Genomic DNA, 16,766 nt, shown 5'->3' on the forward strand with positions numbered 1-16,766 from the left:
CGGCCGCCGGTCTGGGCGCCGCCCAACTCGCCAGCCTGGTGCAGTCCGCGGTCCAGCAGGCGATGGACCAGCGCGCCGCCCGGGAGGCCGCGGACGATGCGCGCAGGGACGGCGACGGCAGCGGCGCCGAGGCCGGGGCGGATCGCGACCACGACGGCATCGCGGACTCCGAGGACGACGAGAACCGCGACGGGGTGCTGGACGTCGACCAGGACGCCGACGGCGACGGCAAGCCCGACGCACCCGCCGCTGCGGTGCCGGTCGCCGAAGCCGGTGAGGACGTGGGGCAGCGCGCCCCCATCGACGTGCGGCTGGGCCCGGAAACGGAGCGGGTGACCGTGCCGGTCACGTTTACGGTGGAGCGGGATGTGGCAATCGGGTCGCCGTCGGCGGCCCGGGCGTAGGAAGATGGCATCGAGGGGGTTCGGATCATGGCGGGTGAGCTGGAAGTCGCCACCGCGCACGTGCGCGAGTTGGCGGCCAAGCAGAAGCAGGCGGCAGCGGAGATCGCCGCGGCGACGGCGGTCACCGACGGCGTGGACACGTCGGTGCGGTTCAGCCATGGGGTCATCGCATGGTCGACCGCGGCGGCCGTCGAGGCGGCCGGTCACGCACGCAGTGCCGCCGGCGCGGCCATGGAACGCACCTCGACGGCGCTCGGGGACAACCTGACCACCGCCGCGGGGCAGTACGACCAGACCGACCGGATCGGTTCGGGGCTGCTCGACGCCCAGATCCGGCCGAGGTGACGATGACCGCGTCTTACGGGTCCTACGGCACCAACCACGGCGGGACGCACGTCGACGACGTCGTGGGCGTCGAGGTCACCATCGACGGGCTGCTGCTGCTCGCCGACAAACTGCACCTCGAGGACTTCCCGCCCGCGCTGGGCATCAGGCCCAACATCCCGATCCCCGAGCTGCGTGACCTGGTGTGGGAGCAGGTCGAGAGGGACCTCGTCGCCCAGGGCGTGCTCGACGTGTTCAGCGAGCCACACCCCGAGGTCGCCGGCATGCTGGATACGCTCAGCCGCGCCGACCGTGCCCTGGAGGGCCGGTGGTGGCGCAACGACGCCGGCGGCAAGATGCTGCGATTCGCGGTGTGTCGCAAGGGCGACAAGCACGTGGTCGCCGCCCGCGACGACGATCTGATCGTGTTGCAGCGGGTGGCGCCGCAGGTGGGATTGGCCGGCATGGTCGAGGTGGTGCTCGGCAACGGCACTCCCGCCGACGTCGAGCCGCTGACCGGCATGGCCGAGCGGCTCGGCGACGCGGCCTCGGCGAAGGAACTGGGGGAGTTCGGCATCGCGCCCACGTCGGCACGCGTCTACTCCGACGCCATCGCCGCCCCCGACAGCTGGGTCGAGATCACGGCCGTCGAACGCCACCCTGGGGGGACGGTCACCGCCACCGACGTCGCCGCAGGCGTCCTGGACTCGCGTCAGGGCCGCATCGTGTCCATCCCGCGCCGCGTCAACGGGGACCTCTACGGGTCGTTCCTGCCGGGGACCACCGAGAACCTGCAGCGCGCGCTCGACGGGCTGCTGGAGTTCCTGCCGTCGCAGGGCTGGTTCGACAAGCCCGAGGCCGACGCCTACGGGGAGTGACGGAGCGGACGGAGAGAGGCAACCCCGCGGTGGACGACCATTCGCCCTACGACGTCGGTGGGCACGACGAGTATCCCGACGAGTATCCCAACGAGTATCCCGACGAGTACCCCGACGAGCACCCCGACGGCTATGACGCCCTGGCGGCGCTCGACTTCTCCGCGCCCGCGGGGCAGTACGACTCGGACGGCCACGCCGAATCGGAGCTGGACGCCGTCGACGGCTACATTGACGCCACCAAGAGCGACCAGGACTCCGGCGACCTCGGCGCAGGTGTGCTCGCCGACCTCGACGCCGATCCCGACGACGAACTGGTCGTGCCCCGCTTCGAGGTCACCAACCCGCCGGGGACCGTCACCGTGGCCACCTTCCTCGACGGCCGTGTCGAGCACGTCTACCTCGATCACAAGGTCACGTCGATGACCGAGGCGCAACTCGCGGAGGAGATCCTGGTGGTCGCCCGCCTCGCGACCCAGGACGCCCGCTCGGCGCAGTACGCGTTCATGCTCGAGGGCATGCGGCAACAGGGTCACGACGACGCGGCCACGCGCGACTTCCTGAGCCGGGATCTGCGGTTGCCGTCGCCCGAGGAAGCGGATGCCGAACGGGCCACCGTGTTCGCGAACAGGTATGCAGGTGAGCATGACTGATCACCTGGCCGGACTGTTCGGCAGCGCCGTCGGCATGCTGCCCACCTCCCCCGCGCGTTCCCTGGAGTTGTTCAGCGAGATCACGTCGGCCGACGAAACGGCCTGCGACGCGTGGGTGGGTCGCATCCGGTGCGGCGACACCGACCGCGTCACGCTGTTCCGGGCATGGTTCTCCCGCGGCAACTTCGGGCAGCTCGCCGGGGCCGCCGAGATCTCGATGAACGCCGTCAACGCACGCGTGTCGATCGGCGGGCCGTTCGGCAACATCACCTACCCGGTGAACTCGCCGCTGGCCATCACGCTGGGATTCGCGGCCAACGAGGCCGCCGGGGGCAACTACGCCGACGCGCTGGAGGCGCTCGACGACGCCCAGGCCACCGGCGCCGAACACCTCATCTCGTGGATCAAGGCCGTCGTCTACGCCGGGGCCGAACGGTGGACCGACGTCATCGACGAGGTGCGGGGGGCGGGCAACTGGCCCGACAAGTTCCTCGGTGCCGCGGCGAGCGTCGCGCACGGTGTCGCGGCCGCCAACCTGGGGCTGTTCACCGAGGCCGAGCGACGGCTCACGGAGGCCAACTCGTCACCGGCGGGCGAAGCGTGTGCGACGGCCATCGCCTGGTACCTGGCGATGACGCGACGCAGCCAGGGCAACGAGGAGTCCGCCATCGCGCTGCTGGAATGGCTGCAGGCCACCCATCCCGAGCCGAAGGTCACCGCGGCCCTGCGGGATCCGAACCAGCGGCTGGTGACCACGACTCCCGAGAAGATCGCGTCGCGGCGCGACCCCTGGGATCCCAGCAGCGTCGTCGCCGACACCTCCGGCCGGGAGAAGCTGCTCGCCGAGGCCCAGGCGGAGTTGGACCGCCAGATCGGGCTCAGCCGGGTGAAGGAACAGATCGAGCGTTACCGCGCGGCCACGCAGATGGCCAAGGTACGCGCCGCGCGCGGCATGAAGGTCGCCCAGCAGTCCAAGCACATGATCTTCACCGGGCCCCCCGGCACCGGCAAGACCACCATCGCTCGGGTGGTCGCCAACATCCTCGCCGGTCTCGGCGTCATCGCCGAACCCAAGCTCGTCGAGACGTCGCGCAAGGACTTCGTCGCCGAGTACGAGGGGCAGTCGGCGGTGAAGACGGCCCGCACCATCGACCGCGCCCTGGGCGGCGTGCTGTTCATCGACGAGGCCTACACGCTGGTACAGGAGCGCAACGGCCAGGCCGATCCGTTCGGCACGGAGGCCCTCGACACGCTGCTGGCGCGGATGGAGAACGATCGCGACCGCCTGGTGGTGATCATCGCCGGCTACAGCGCCGACATCGACCGCCTGCTGGAGAGCAACGACGGTCTGCGGTCACGGTTCGCCACGCGGGTCGAATTCGATTCCTACGCGCCCGAGGAGATCGTCGAGATCGCCAAGGTGCTTGCGGTGAGCAATGATTCGGCGCTCAGCGACGAGGCGGCCAAGCGCACGCTGGAGGCGGCGACGCTGCTGAGCCAGCGGTCCCTTGGCGGCAAGCCCGCGCTCGACATCGCAGGCAACGGCCGGTACGCCCGCCAACTCGTCGAGGCCGGTGAGCAGTGCCGCGACATGCGCCTGGCCCGCTCGGTGGACTTCGAGAGCCTCGGCGTCGAGCAGCTCAGCGAGATCAGCGGGGAGGACATGGCCGAGGCGATCCACGCCGTGCACGCGCGTTTGAACATCGGCGAATAGGCCAGGGGGACGGTCGATGGCGGGATTCAGGCTCACCACCAAGGTTCAGGTCAGCGGGTGGCGCTTCCTGCTGCGCCGCGTCGAGCACGCGATCGTGCGCCGCGACACCCGGATGTTCGACGACCCGCTGCAGTTCTACAGCCGCGCGGTGATGGCGGGTGTGGTGGTCGCCGTCCTGGTGTGCCTGGGCGCGGCGCTGTTGGCGTACTTCAAGCCGCTCGGCAAGCGCGGCGGTGACACGCTGCTGGTGGATCGCACCACCAACCAGCTCTACATCGTCATGCCCAACAGCGAGCAGCTGCGGCCCGTCTACAACCTGACCTCGGCCCGCCTGGTGCTGGGCAATCCCGGGACGCCGTCGGCGGTGAAGTCCGACGAACTCAACCGGATGCCGAAGGGCCAGCCCATCGGCATTCCCGGCGCCCCGTACGCCACGCCGGTGGCCCCGGTCGGGTCGTCGACGTGGACGCTGTGCGACACCGTCACCAAGGCCGAGAGCATCGCGCCGACGATCGCGTCGTCGGTGATCGTGCTACCGCTGATCACCGACGCGTCCGTCGGGGCGATGCGTCCGAATCAGGGCATGCTGGTCAGCTACGACGGCGCCGACTGGCTGGTCACCGACCGCGGCAGGCATGCGATCGACCTGTCCGACCGTGCGGTCACCTCCGCGGTCGGCATCCCGGTGACCGCCAAGGCGACGCCCATCTCGCAGGGACTGTTCAACGCCCTGCCCAACGTCGGGCCGTGGATGCTGCCGCAGATCATCGCCGCGGGCGCGCCCAACGGTCTGGGCCTGCCGCCGAACCTGGTGAACGGGTCGGTGTTCAAGACGGTCACCGAGCAGGGGGAGCAGCTCTACGTGGTGCTGCCCGACGGCGTCGCGAAGATCAACGACACCACCGCGGCGGCGTTGCGCGCCGCCAACTCCTATGGCCTGGTGGCGCCCCCCGCCATCGAATCCAGCGATGTCGCCAAGATCGCCGAGCAGGTCTACGTGTCACCGTTGCCGGATCAGCCGCTGGACATGATGCAGCGACAGGACACGCCGACGCTGTGCTGGGCGTGGCAGCGCGAGGCCGGGGCCACGGCTCCGAAGACCGCCGTGATCGCCGGCCGCAAACTGCCCATCCCGGCGACGTCGCTGAACACCGGCATTCAGCAGATCGACGGCACCGCCACGGTGTTCATCAACGGCGGCCAATACGTCCGGCTGCAGTCACCCGACCCGCGGTACGGCGAGAGCCTCTACTACATCGACCCGCAGGGCGTCCGGTACGGACTGCCCAACGAGGAGACGGCGAATTCCCTTGGGCTGTACGGCCCGTTGACCGCGCCGTGGCAGGTGGTGAGCCTGCTCGTGGACGGCCCGGTGCTGTCCAAGGAGGCCGCGTTGCTCGAGCACGACACGCTGCCGTCCGATCCCAACCCGCGCAAGATTCCCGACGGCAAGGGCGCGCAACCCGCGGCGAACACCGGAGGCGGCTGATGACCACGAAGAAGTTCACGCCGACCATCAAGCGGGGGCCGCGCTTGACCCCAGGCGAGATCAACGTCACGCCCCCAGAGGATCTCGGCATCGAGATCCCGCCGTCGGGCATGCAGAAGGCGCTGCCCTACATCATGGGCGGCTGCATGATCGGCATGATCTCGATCATGATCTTCACCGGCGTGCGGCAACTCTCGCCGTACATGCTGATGATGCCGCTGATGATGATCATGGGCACCGTCGGCTTCATGGCCAGCGGCGGACCCGGTGGCAAGAAGGTCCCGGAGATCAACGCCGACCGCAAGGAGTACCTGCGCTACCTTGCCGGGCTGCGCAACCGCGTGACGTCGTCGGCCGCCGCGCAGGTGACGTTCTTCAACTACCACGCACCGCATCCCGACGACCTGCTGTCGCTCATCGGCACGCACCGGCAGTGGTCGCGCCAGACGGCGTCGGACTTCTACGCCGCCGTGCGCATCGGACTCGGTACCGAGCCCGCCGTCGACCGACTGCTGAAGCCGGCGGTGGGGGGCGAGTTGGCGGGTCCGCAGGCAGCGCCCCAGCCGCATCTGGAGCCGGTGAGCCACATGTGGGTGACGAAGTTCCTGCGGACGCACGGCTTGATCCACGACTGCCCGAAACTCGTTCAGCTGCGCACGTTCCCGACCATCGCGGTGGGTGGCGACGGCGACACGGAGGGACTGCTGACCGCGATGATCTGTCATCTCGCGGTGTTCCATCCGCCGGACCTGCTGCAGATCCGCGTGCTCACCGACGATCCCGAGGACCCGCGCTGGTCGTGGCTGAAGTGGTTGCCGCACACGCAACACCAGACCGACACGGACGCCGCGGGCGCGACGCGGCTGATCTACACCCGCCCCGACGGGCTGGCCGACCTGACCGCCCGCGGCCCGCACACCGCAGACTCCGCTCCCGCGGGGCCGTACGTGGTGGTCGTCGACCTCACCGGCGGCAAGGCGGGGTTCCCGGTCGACGGCCGCGCCGGCGTCACGGTGATCACGCTGGGCAACCACCGGGGATCGGCCTACCGCATCCGCGTGGCGGCCGACGGCACCGCCGACGACCGGTTGCCCAACCAGACCTTCCGCTTGGTGACCAGTCAGTCGGACACGATGTCGGCGGGCGAGGCCAACCGGATCGCGCGCAAGCTGGCGGGATGGTCGATCACCGGCACCATCATCGACAAGAGCACCCGCGTCCAGAAGAAGGTGGCCACCGAGTGGCACCAGCTGGTCGGCGCCCAGACCATCGAAGAGGTGACGCCCAACCGCTGGCGGATGTTCACCGACACCGATCGCGACCGGCTCAAGATCCCCTTCGGCCACGAACTCAAGACCGGTGACATCCAGTACCTCGACATCAAGGAGGGCGCCGAGTTCGGGGCGGGCCCCCACGGCATGCTCATCGGCACCACGGGCTCGGGCAAGTCGGAGTTCCTGCGCACGCTGATCCTGTCGCTCGTCGCGACGCACCATCCCGACCAGGTCAACCTGCTGTTGACCGACTTCAAGGGCGGTTCGACGTTCTTGGGCATGGAGAAGCTGCCGCACACCGCCGCCGTGGTCACCAACATGGAGGAGGAGGCCGAGCTGGTCAGCCGCATGGGCGAGGTGCTCTCCGGCGAGCTGGACCGGCGGCAGTCGATCCTGCGGCAGGCCGGCATCCAGGTGGGTGCGGCCGGCGCGCTCTCGGGTGTCGCCGAGTACGAGAAGCACCGCGAGCGGGGCGCCGACCTGCCGCCGCTGCCCACGCTGTTCGTGGTGGTGGACGAGTTCGCCGAACTGTTGCAGAACCACCCGGACTTCATCCAGCTGTTCGACCGGATCTGCCGCGTCGGCCGGTCGCTGCGCGTGCACCTGCTGTTGGCGACCCAGTCGCTCAACACCGGCGGCGTGCGCATCGACAAGTTGGAACCCAACCTGACGTATCGGATCGCGTTGCGCACCACCAGCTCCGCGGAGTCCAAGGCCGTGATCGGGACACCGGAGGCGCAGTACATCACCAACAAGGAGAGCGGTGTCGGCTTCCTGCGGGTGGGCATGGAGGACCCGGTGAAGTTCAAGAGCATCTACACCGGTGAGCCATACGTGCCCACCGCGGCGCAGTCCGACAACGGTGACTCGTCGCCACGCCACGCGGTGGCCAGTCGCGTACGCATCCGGCCGTTCACGGCGGCCCCGGTGGCCGAGGCGATGGTCCCGTGACCGCGTCCCCGCTCACCCCGCCACCGTTGACGCCGCCGGGGCGGCCACGCCCGACGACGATGGATCCCGAGCAGCGGGTGTTGCGCGAGGTGGTGCTCGATCAGCTCACCACCGGCGAGATCCGGGCCTACCGGATGTGGCTGCCGCCGTTGACCGACCCGACCCCGGTGAACGAGCTGGTGGCCAGGGACCGTGGCCAGCCGCTGCGATTCGGCCTGGGCATCATGGACGAACCGCGCAGGCACCGGCAGGAGGTCTGGGGCATCGACGTGTCCGCGGCGGGCGGCAACATCGCCGTCGGCGGCGCCCCGCAGACCGGCAAGTCGACGTTCCTCCAGACGCTGATGTTGTCCGCCGCGGCGACGCACACCCCGCGTCAGGTGCAGTTCTATTGCATCGACCTGGGCGGCGGCGGCCTGATGTACCTGGAGGACCTGCCCCACGTCGGCGGTGTCGCGACCCGGTCGGAGCCCGACCGCGTCAACCGCGTCGTCGCCGAGATGAAGGCGGTGTTGCGTCAGCGCGAGGCGACGTTCAAGGAGTTCCGGGTGGGGTCCATCGCGTCCTACCGGCAACTGCGCGACGATCCGAACCACCCGGCCTCGGCCGACCCCTTCGGCGACGTCTTCCTGGTGATCGACGGCTGGCCGGCCTTCGTGGCGGAGTTCCCCGACCTGGAGGCGGTGGTGCAGGACATCGCGGGTCAGGGTCTCGCGTTCGGCGTGCACACCATCATCTCGACGCCGCGGTGGACCGAACTCAAGGCCAGGGTGCGCGACTACCTGGGCACCAAGGTCGAATTCCGGCTCGGCGACGTCAACGAGACCCAGATCGACCGCATCACTCGGGAGATCCCGGTGAACCGCCCCGGGCGTGCGGTGTCGATGGAGAAGCATCACCTGATGATCGGGGTGCCTCGCCTCGACGGCGTGCACAGCGCGCAGGACCTGGTGCCCGCCATCTCGACGGCCGTGCAGCAGATCGGCGCCCGCTACGACGAGCAGGCGCCGCAGGTGCGGGTGCTTCCCGAACGGGTCTACCTACACGAACTCGATCCCCATCCGCCCGGGCCGGAGAGCGACTACCGCACCCGGTGGACGGTGCCCATCGGCCTGCGCGAGGCGGATCTGTCGGTGGCCTACAACCCGATGCACACGACGCCGCACATGCTGATCTTCGGGGCGCCGAAGTCCGGCAAGACCACGATCGCGCACGCGGTGGCCAAGGCCATCTGCGCCCGCAACGATCCCTCCCAGGTGCGGTTCATGCTGGCCGACTACCGCTCGGGCCTGCTCGACGCGGTGCCGCAGAGCCATCTGCTGGCCGCAGGCGCGGTCAACCGCAACAACGCGACGCTCGAGGAGTCGATCAAGGCGCTGGCGCTGGCGTTGAAGAAGCGACTGCCGCCACCCGACCTGACCACCGCCCAACTGCGGGCGCGGTCGTGGTGGGAGGGGCCCGACATCGTGCTGCTGGTCGACGACTGGCACATGATCGTCGCCGCGGGTGGCGCCATCCCGCCCATGACCCCGCTGACGCCGCTGCTGCCTGCGGCGGCCGACATCGGGCTGCACATCGTGGTGACGTGTCAGATGAGCCAGGCGCACCGGGCCACCATGGACAAGTTCGTGGGGGCGGCGTTCGGGGCGGGGTCCCCGACGATGTTCCTCTCGGGCGAGAAGACGGAGTTCCCGTCGAGCGAGATCAAGCTCAAGCGGCGGCCTCCTGGCCAGGCATTTCTGGTGTCCCCGGACGGCAAGGAAGTCATCCAGGCGCCCTACGTCGATCCACCGGAAGAAGAAGTGTTCGCAGCACCCCCGGAACGCCGGTAATATTCGTACCAGTCATTCAGCAACGCTAGCGGTAGCCGCTAGCAAACGGATCGGGGGATCTCGTGGCGACTTACGTCATATCGCGTTTCTCCACCGATTCGTCGGCCATTCGGGTCGTTTCGGTTCGGATTCGGTAAGGAGATCACGAAAATGCAACCGTTGTCCCACAACACTGCCGCGGCCAGCATCGGTACTCAGGTCGTCGCGAACGGAGCCCGCGGGCTCGCCGGCGGTACGGCCACGTCTGCCGAGGTAACTGCACTTATGCCGGCCGGCGCCGACGAGGTGTCGCTCCAAGCCGCCATGGCGTTCGCCACGGAGGGCATGCAGACGCTCGCTCTCAACGCGATGGCGCAGGAGGAACTCTCCCGCACCGGCGCGGCCTATGCGGAGGCCACTGGGATCTACACGACGATCGACGGCGAAAACGCCGCCGTGTTGTCGTAATAACAACAGGAACTCTGCGAGTAAAAACGGGTCCAGCAAATCATGGTTGCCATTGCTGCAATTCCCACGATGCTCTGGCATGCGATGCCGCCGGAGATCAACACCGCGCGCCTCATGCTCGGTGCCGGCCCGGCGCCGATGCTGCAGGCTGCCGCCGGTTGGGAAGCTTTCGCAATCCTGTTGGAGACCCAGGCCGACGAACTGGCGGCCAGCCTCGTCTCCCTGCAGAGCACGTGGTCGGGTGCAGCGTCCGAACGGGCGGTCTCGGCAACCATGCCGATCATCCTGTGGCTGCGCACCACGTCACTGCAGGCGCAGAAGCGAGCCGCTCAGGCCGCCGCGCAGGCGACGGCGTGGTCGGCGGCGATGGCGGCCACGCCGCCCATCCCGGAGATCGAGCAGAATCACGTCACCAACGCGGTGCTCAACGCCACGAACTTCCTGGGCGTCAACACCGGGGCCATCGTCGCCAACGAGGTCGACTACTTCGTGCGGATGTGGAACCAGGCCGCGTTCACGATGGACGCCTACCAGGCGGAGACGTCGCTGAACACGACCTTCGAGCCCATCATGCCGCTGAAGCCGGCCGTCGTACCCGGTGTCGGTGAGGCCGCGGCGGGTGCGGCGTCGGCGCAGATCGCCACCATGGCGCCGGGTGCCCTGGTGCGCAACCTGTCCATCACCACGGTGAGCACGCGGGCCAAGCTCGAATCGGTGGCGTTGACGGCGGGCCGCACGGCGGGCCAGGTCAACATGGCCGAGCAGCGCACGCAGGGTCAGGCGCAGCGCACCGAGAACCAGACGCAGCAGGCGGCGCAGCAGGGCGCGCAGATGGGCATGCAGGTGGGCACGCAATTGGCCCAGATGGCCCTGCAGGCGCCGCAGCAGGGCACCCAGATGGTGTCGCAGGGCTTCCAACAGCTCACGGCCCCGCTGCAGCAGGTCTCGTCGATGTTCGGGATGGGCAACGCCAAGCCGGCGCAGATCGGCCTGATCGGTGCCAGCCCGTTCTCGAACCACCCGCTCGCAGGCGGCTCGGGGCCGGCGTCGGGCGCGGGCCTGGTGCGTGCGGCCTCGCTGCCCGGCATGGGCGGTTCCATGGCGCGCACACCGCTGATGGCCAACCTGGTCGGCAGCACCACGACGGTGCCGATGGGTGCCGGCTCCGGTGCCGGCGGCACGGGTGTGGCCCCCGTCGGCGGCGCGGGTGCCGGTGGACCCATGGGGCACGTGGGCGAGCGCAAACGCGGCGGCGGCCACAAGCAGGGGCTGCAGGCACCGTCGCCGCTCACGCAAGACCTCGCCGAGGACGACGAGGACGACTGGTGACCGGTCGCCATGACAAGACTTCCCGTTCCGAGGGGGCGGAAGGACTCGCCATTTCCCGTGGTGAGGACACAGGAAAAGAGAAAAGGTAAACACCGATGGCACAGATGAATACCGATGCCGCTGTCCTCGCCAAGGAGGCCAGCAACTTCGAGCGCATCTCCGGTGAGCTCAAGGGCGTGATCGCCCAGGTCGAGTCCACCGCGGGTTCGCTGGCCGGGCAGTGGCACGGCCAGGCCGGCCAGGCTGCGCAGGCCGCGCTGGTCCGCTTCCACGAGGCCGCTCAGCAGCAGATCCAGCAGCTGAACGACATCTCGCAGAACATCCACCAGTCCGGCACGCAGTACACGTCGACCGACGAGGATCAGACCTCGGCGCTGTCGTCCGCGATGAACATCTGACCCACTCGAACACGACCGAAACGGAGAACTGACATGGGTGAACAGCTTTGGAACTTTGCCGGCATCGAGGGTGGCGCCGGCGAGATCAACGGGGCCGTGGCGACCACCGCCGGCCTGCTCGACGAGGGCAAGGGCTCGCTGGCCTCGCTGGCCGCGGTGTGGGGAGGCTCGGGTTCGGAGGCCTACCAGGGTGTCCAGCAGCGCTGGGACGAGGCCTCGCTCGAACTCAACAACGCACTGCAGAACCTGTCGCACACCATCAGCGAGGCGGGTGCGACGATGGCGCAGACCGAAGCCGGCGTCACCGGGATGTTCGCGTAACAACCCGTCGAAGCGCGAGGGTGGGCGAGGAACTCCGGCACGTGCCGGTTCACCTCGCCCACCTCACTTCGCGCCCCGCCACTGGGCAACCGAAGAGTCGTATCAACCGTTGAGAGGTGCACATGTCGGCCGACTATGACCGGCTCTTCCACTCGTCAGAAGCCGCGGAAGCGGGCGAGGACGAGACGACGACCGTCGACCCGAAGGCCGTGCAGGCTGCACTCGCCGCATCAGCGGCAGCCTCTCCACAGTCCGCGGCGCCGACGCGGCACGACGCCGCGGACCCGATGCCGGTCGCCCCGACCGCGACCCAGGCAGGTGCGGTGCCGCCGCCACGGCAGACCGAGGTGACCACCCAGCTGCCGCCGACGCGGATGCCGAGCCCATCCCAGCACGCGGCGCCGAACGGCATGATGCGCAGCCCGCAGGGGCAGGGCCAGCCCGGCGCCCGGTACGAGCAGCCGCGCCCGGCGCCCGCGCCGGCGCCTCGGTCCGCGCCTCCGCCACCGCCCTCGCAGCACTACCTCGACCACGCCGCCGACCCCAACACGTGGACCGGTGGTCAACCCGCCGTCACGTCGGCGGCCTCGATGGGCAGCACCCGGGCCATCGACGCGCTCTCGCACGTCGGCGTCCGCTCCGCCGTGAAGATGCCGTCGCAGCGCGGTTGGCGGCGGTTCCTCTACCTGTTGACCCGCATCAACGTCGGGCTGTCACCCGACGAGATGTACGAGCTGGACCTGTTCGCACGGATCCGCCGCAATGCCCGCGACTCGTATCAGATCGGCGTGCTGGGCCTCAAGGGCGGCGTCGGCAAGACCGCGGTCACGGTCGCCTTGGGCTCGGCGTTGAGCAAGGTCCGTGGTGACCGCATCCTGGCCGTCGACGCGGACCCCGACGGCGGCAACCTCGCCGACCGCGCCGGCCGGCAGTCGGCCGCCACCATCGCCGACCTGCTGTCCGACAAGGACCTGGCCCGCTACAACGACATCCGCGCCTACACCAGCATGAACACCTCGAACCTCGAGGTGTTGTCCTCCGACGAATACAGCGCCGCGCGGCGCGAGTTCAACGACGAGGACTGGAACGCGACCGTCGCGATCGTCTCGCGCTACTACAACCTGGTGCTCGCCGACTGCGGTGCGGGCCTGTTCCAGTCGGGTGCCCGCGGCGTGCTGTCGACGGTGTCGGGTCTGGTGATCGTGGCGAGCGCGTCGATCGACGGTGCCCGCCAGGCGGCCACCACCATGGACTGGCTGCGCCAGAACGGATACCAGGACCTCCTGGGCCGGTCGTGCGTCGTCATCAACCACGTGGTGCCCGGCAAGCCCAACATCGACGTCGACGACCTGGTGCAGCAGTTCGAACGCCACGTTCCACCGGGTCGCGTCATCGTCCTCCCGTGGGACAAGCACATCGCGGCCGGAACCGAGATCCAGCTCGAGCTGCTGGGTGACACGTTCCGGCGGCGCATCATCGAACTCGCCGCGGCACTGTCCGACGACTTCGACCGGCTCGAGCGGCGTTGACGACCACTGCGGCAGTACCGAGTTCCGCGGGCACCGCGCCGAAGCGCCCGGCGACCACCCGCGTCACCATCCTGACCGGCAAGCGGATGACCGATCTGGTGCTGCCCGCGGTCGCACCCATCGAGAGCTACATCGACGAGACCGTCGACATCCTGGGTGACCTGTTGGAGGACACGCCGAAGGACGTGCTGGCGGGCTTCGACTTCAAGGCCCAGGGGTCCTGGGCGTTCGCACGGCCCGGAGCGCCGCCGCTGAAGGGATCCGAGTCCCTCGACGAGTCCGGCGTCGTCGACGGATCCCTGCTGACGCTGGTGTCGGTCAGCCGCACCGAACGGTATCGCCCGCTGGTCGAGGACGTCATCGACGCGATCGCGGTCCTGGACGAGTCCCCGGAGTTCGATCGCTCCGCGCTCAACCGGTTCGTCGGATTGGCGATCCCCGTGTTCGCCCTCGTGATGGCGCTCGGCATGATCCGCGCGTGGGACGCCACCGGTCAGAGCTGGTGGTGGACGGTGGCCCTCGGCGTGATGGGCCTGGCCGTCCTCGGGGGCAGCATGACGGCCAAGACGCGATATCAGAACCTGGACCTCTGCGAGAGCCTGCTGGTGGCGTCGATCCCGCTGCTGACGGGCGCGGCCGCGCTCGCGGTTCCGCTGCCCCGCGGCGTCACCGACCTCGGCGCGCCGAACGTGGCCGGTGCCGGTGTGGTGCTGCTGCTCCTGGTCCTGGCCACCCGCGGCGGCCCCCGCCAGCGGGCCGAACTGGCGTCGTTCCTGGCCGTCGCCGCCGTCGCGGTGACGGCGGCGGCCGTCGCCTACGGCTACGGCTGGTCCTACTGGGTGCCCGCAGGCGCCATCGCCTTCGGCCTCATCGTGGTGACCAATGCCGCCAAGCTCACGGTGGCGGTGGCACGCATTGCGCTGCCGCCCATCCCGGCGCCGGGTGAGACCGTGCACAACGACGAACTGCTCGACCCGGTCTCGGCACCCGACCCGACGGACGAGGAGACGCCGACGTGGCAGGCGATCATCGCGTCGGTGCCGGAGTCCGCCGCGCGGTTGACCGAGCGCAGCCGATTGGCCAAGCAGTTGTTGATCGGCTTCGTCGGCGCCGGTTCCCTGGTGCTCGCCGTGGGCGCGATCAGCGTCGTCGTCCAGGGGCACTTCTTCGTGCACAGCCTGGTGGTGGCCGGTCTGGTCGCCGTGGTGTGTGGGTTCCGGTCGCGGCTCTACGCCGAACGCTGGTGCGCCTGGGCCCTGCTCACCACGGCCGCGGTGATCCCCACCGGTGTGGCAGTGCGGCTGTGCACGTGGTACCCGGAATCGGCGTGGCTGGTGCTCGCCACCTATGGCGGCGTCGCGGTGCTGGCGATGATCGCCATCGGTGCCACCGACGGGGTGCGCCGCGTGTCGCCGGTGACCAAGCGAATCCTCGAACTCCTCGATGGCGTCGCCATCGCGGCGGTGATCCCGCTGCTGCTGTGGATCGCCAGCGTGTACGACGTGCTCCGGAATCTGCGGTTCTAGGCGAGGTGTGACATGACGGTGGGCAGTGCGGCGGGTGACGTGCTCCGCGTGGACACGGACTTGTTGTCCCAGTTGGGTTCTCAGCTGGAGACGTCGGCCCGAGCGCTGCCCGAGCCGCCCGCACCGTTCGCGGTGACCGGTCAGGACGCCATCTCGCAGGCGATCGCCGCGAAGCTGCCGTCGCTGGAGACGCCGATCATCGAGGGCCTACCTGCGGTGAAGAAGGCTGCATCCGAGACCGCGGCCAACATCGTGTCGGCTGCGGGCAAGTATCAGACCACCGACGCCGAGCTGGCCGCCGCCTACGAGAAACACCAGTTCGACCAGGCGGCCGGTGCCGCCGGTGGGGGCGGTGGCGCGGGTGCCGGTGCGGCGGGTGCCGGTGCGACGGGTGTCGGTGGCGCGGGTACTGGTGCGGCGGGTGCCGGTGCGGCGGCAGGCGCGGCTGGCGGCGCGGCCCTGGGCGGCGCCGGCGGCGGGTTGAGCCAGATGAGCCAGATGATGGGAACGCCGATGCAGCTACTCGGCCAGGTGGCGCAGGCGCCGCAGCAGGCGATGCAGGGCGTCGGCCAGGGAGTTCAGCAGGGCATGCAGCAGGTGACGCAGCTGGTGGGAGCCGCGGGCAAGGGGGCCGACGGGTCGCAGGCGACGCCCGTCGGGGCCGGCCCGGCCGACCGCGAGGAACCCGGCAAGGGTGAGCCCGAGGGCACCGGCCAGGACGCGACCGCAGGCAAGCACGCCAGCGGCCGCGCACCCGTCGAGCCGCCGCCAACGCACCCGGCCGTCCCCGATCAGCGGCCGAGCGCGCCTCGGCACGCCGCGCCGGATCCGTCGATCGACCTTTAGCGCCGTCCCGTGAGAGCGCCGCTCAGGACCACCGGCGGGCGTTCTCCTCGGCGTTGCGCGTGATCTGGGCGACGACGTCGTCGATGTGCTCACGGTCGGCGTCGATGGAGGCCGCCGCATCGGCCATGGCCTTCTGCAGCGCCTCGTTGACGCGCGCCTCGACCACCTCGGCGCCCAGTCGCAACGTCCCGTCCTTGATGTAGACGTCGGTGATCCAGCTGTGCCCGTTGAGGGTCACCTCGACCGTCTGCGCCTCGTCCATCGCGGAGAACGTCTGGTGGTTCATCTTCGCCAGCTGATCGTCCATCAGCGACTGCAACAACTGGGCCTGCTGCAGCACGGCAGCGACCTGCGGATGCATGTCATCGCTCACTTGGCGTCCTTGCCTTCACCACTGTCCTTGCGGCGTGGCCGGTTTCCGATGACGGCCTCCGTCCATGCCCGGTCCTCCTCGTAGAGCGACTCGTCGGGCGTCAGGCCGGGAGAACGCTTCTTCTCCCCCTGCCCGCCCTGACCGTGGTTGGCGCCGTGCATGGGCATGCCACCGCCCATGCCCATGCCGCCGGTGCCTCCCGGACCGCCGGTGCCGGTGGGACCCGCAGCGCCCGGTACCGCCGCGCCACCGGCGGGCGGACCCACCGACACGCTTCCGACGTTGGGCTGCAACGGCATCGGGCCCACGCCGCCGCCACCGCCGCCGCCGGCACCACCGCCACCGGACCCGCCTCCGGCCGAGGCCGGGTTGACCGAGGGATCGTCCAGCGGGGGCATCTCGAACGGCTTCTCGTCGCCGCCGAGGTCGGGCAGGCTCGGCATCCCCCCGGCACCGCCGCCGGCGGGCGACCCGCCCCCGG

Annotated in this window: 15 protein-coding genes and 2 pseudogenes; 15 read left to right on the forward strand and 2 right to left on the reverse strand. The window is 69.8% G+C overall.

From position 1 onward, the window contains the following. From AC30CM_RS25620 to AC30CM_RS25690, 15 genes and pseudogenes are all read left to right on the forward strand, one after another. Nucleotides 1–404 (forward strand): annotated as a pseudogene (locus AC30CM_RS25620) (hypothetical protein); the annotation flags it as partial. A gap of 27 nt (nt 405–431) precedes the next feature. Beyond that, complete coding sequence (locus AC30CM_RS25625; protein ID WP_490119728.1) at nt 432–749, forward strand: type VII secretion target; 318 nt, start codon at nt 432–434, stop codon at nt 747–749. A gap of 2 nt (nt 750–751) precedes the next feature. Then, nucleotides 752–1,606: an ESX secretion-associated protein EspG gene (locus AC30CM_RS25630; RefSeq protein ID WP_490119729.1), complete on the forward strand. Its 855-nt coding sequence runs from the start codon at nt 752–754 to the stop codon at nt 1,604–1,606. A gap of 140 nt (nt 1,607–1,746) precedes the next feature. Next, nucleotides 1,747–2,256 carry a YbaB/EbfC family DNA-binding protein gene (locus AC30CM_RS25635; RefSeq protein ID WP_490119741.1) on the forward strand — a complete coding sequence of 170 codons (510 nt, stop codon included), beginning with the start codon at nt 1,747–1,749 and terminating at the stop codon, nt 2,254–2,256. After that, entirely contained in the window at nt 2,249–3,970 is a 1,722-nt protein-coding gene (eccA, locus tag AC30CM_RS25640; RefSeq protein ID WP_490119730.1) for a type VII secretion AAA-ATPase EccA, read from the forward strand. The genes AC30CM_RS25635 and eccA overlap by 8 nt, the downstream gene beginning before the upstream one ends. Nucleotides 3,971–3,986: 16 nt before the next feature. Then, nucleotides 3,987–5,459: a type VII secretion protein EccB gene (eccB, locus tag AC30CM_RS25645; RefSeq protein WP_490119731.1), complete on the forward strand. Its 1,473-nt coding sequence runs from the start codon at nt 3,987–3,989 to the stop codon at nt 5,457–5,459. After that, nucleotides 5,459–7,684: a type VII secretion protein EccCa gene (gene eccCa, locus AC30CM_RS25650; RefSeq protein WP_490119732.1), complete on the forward strand. Its 2,226-nt coding sequence runs from the start codon at nt 5,459–5,461 to the stop codon at nt 7,682–7,684. The genes eccB and eccCa overlap by 1 nt, the downstream gene beginning before the upstream one ends. Before the next feature lie 59 nt (nt 7,685–7,743). Beyond that, nucleotides 7,744–9,516, forward strand: coding sequence for a type VII secretion protein EccCb (gene eccCb / locus AC30CM_RS25655; RefSeq protein WP_490119742.1), 1,773 nt, complete (start codon nt 7,744–7,746; stop codon nt 9,514–9,516). 150 nt (nt 9,517–9,666) lie between these two features. Continuing rightward, on the forward strand, nt 9,667–9,963 hold the full coding sequence (locus AC30CM_RS25660; RefSeq protein ID WP_490119733.1) for a PE family protein: 297 nt from the start codon (nt 9,667–9,669) through the stop codon (nt 9,961–9,963). A 69-nt stretch (nt 9,964–10,032) separates the two neighbouring features. After that, nucleotides 10,033–11,292: a PPE family protein gene (locus tag AC30CM_RS25665; protein WP_490119734.1), complete on the forward strand. Its 1,260-nt coding sequence runs from the start codon at nt 10,033–10,035 to the stop codon at nt 11,290–11,292. A gap of 95 nt (nt 11,293–11,387) precedes the next feature. Continuing rightward, on the forward strand, nt 11,388–11,690 hold the full coding sequence (locus tag AC30CM_RS25670; protein ID WP_490119735.1) for a WXG100 family type VII secretion target: 303 nt from the start codon (nt 11,388–11,390) through the stop codon (nt 11,688–11,690). A gap of 33 nt (nt 11,691–11,723) precedes the next feature. Beyond that, nucleotides 11,724–12,011: a WXG100 family type VII secretion target gene (locus AC30CM_RS25675; protein ID WP_490119736.1), complete on the forward strand. Its 288-nt coding sequence runs from the start codon at nt 11,724–11,726 to the stop codon at nt 12,009–12,011. A gap of 122 nt (nt 12,012–12,133) precedes the next feature. Next, nucleotides 12,134–13,540, forward strand: coding sequence for a MinD/ParA family ATP-binding protein (locus AC30CM_RS25680; protein ID WP_490119737.1), 1,407 nt, complete (start codon nt 12,134–12,136; stop codon nt 13,538–13,540). After that, on the forward strand, nt 13,537–15,066 hold the full coding sequence (gene eccD / locus AC30CM_RS25685; protein WP_490119738.1) for a type VII secretion integral membrane protein EccD: 1,530 nt from the start codon (nt 13,537–13,539) through the stop codon (nt 15,064–15,066). Before AC30CM_RS25680 ends, eccD begins: the two co-directional genes overlap by 4 nt. A 12-nt stretch (nt 15,067–15,078) precedes the next feature. Next, nucleotides 15,079–15,912, forward strand: coding sequence for a hypothetical protein (locus tag AC30CM_RS25690; RefSeq protein WP_490119739.1), 834 nt, complete (start codon nt 15,079–15,081; stop codon nt 15,910–15,912). 22 nt (nt 15,913–15,934) lie between these two features. Here AC30CM_RS25690 and AC30CM_RS25695 read toward each other — a convergent pair whose 3' ends face one another. Beyond that, a complete protein-coding gene (locus AC30CM_RS25695; RefSeq protein WP_490119740.1) occupies nt 15,935–16,285 on the reverse strand; it encodes a YbaB/EbfC family nucleoid-associated protein in 351 nt (116 codons plus the stop codon). Beyond that, nucleotides 16,282–16,766 (reverse strand): annotated as a pseudogene (locus AC30CM_RS25700) (hypothetical protein); the annotation flags it as partial. The gene AC30CM_RS25695 and the pseudogene AC30CM_RS25700, both read right to left, overlap by 4 nt.

The sequence above is a fragment of the Mycobacterium sp. DHQP2018-32-09 genome (genome assembly GCF_058148405.1).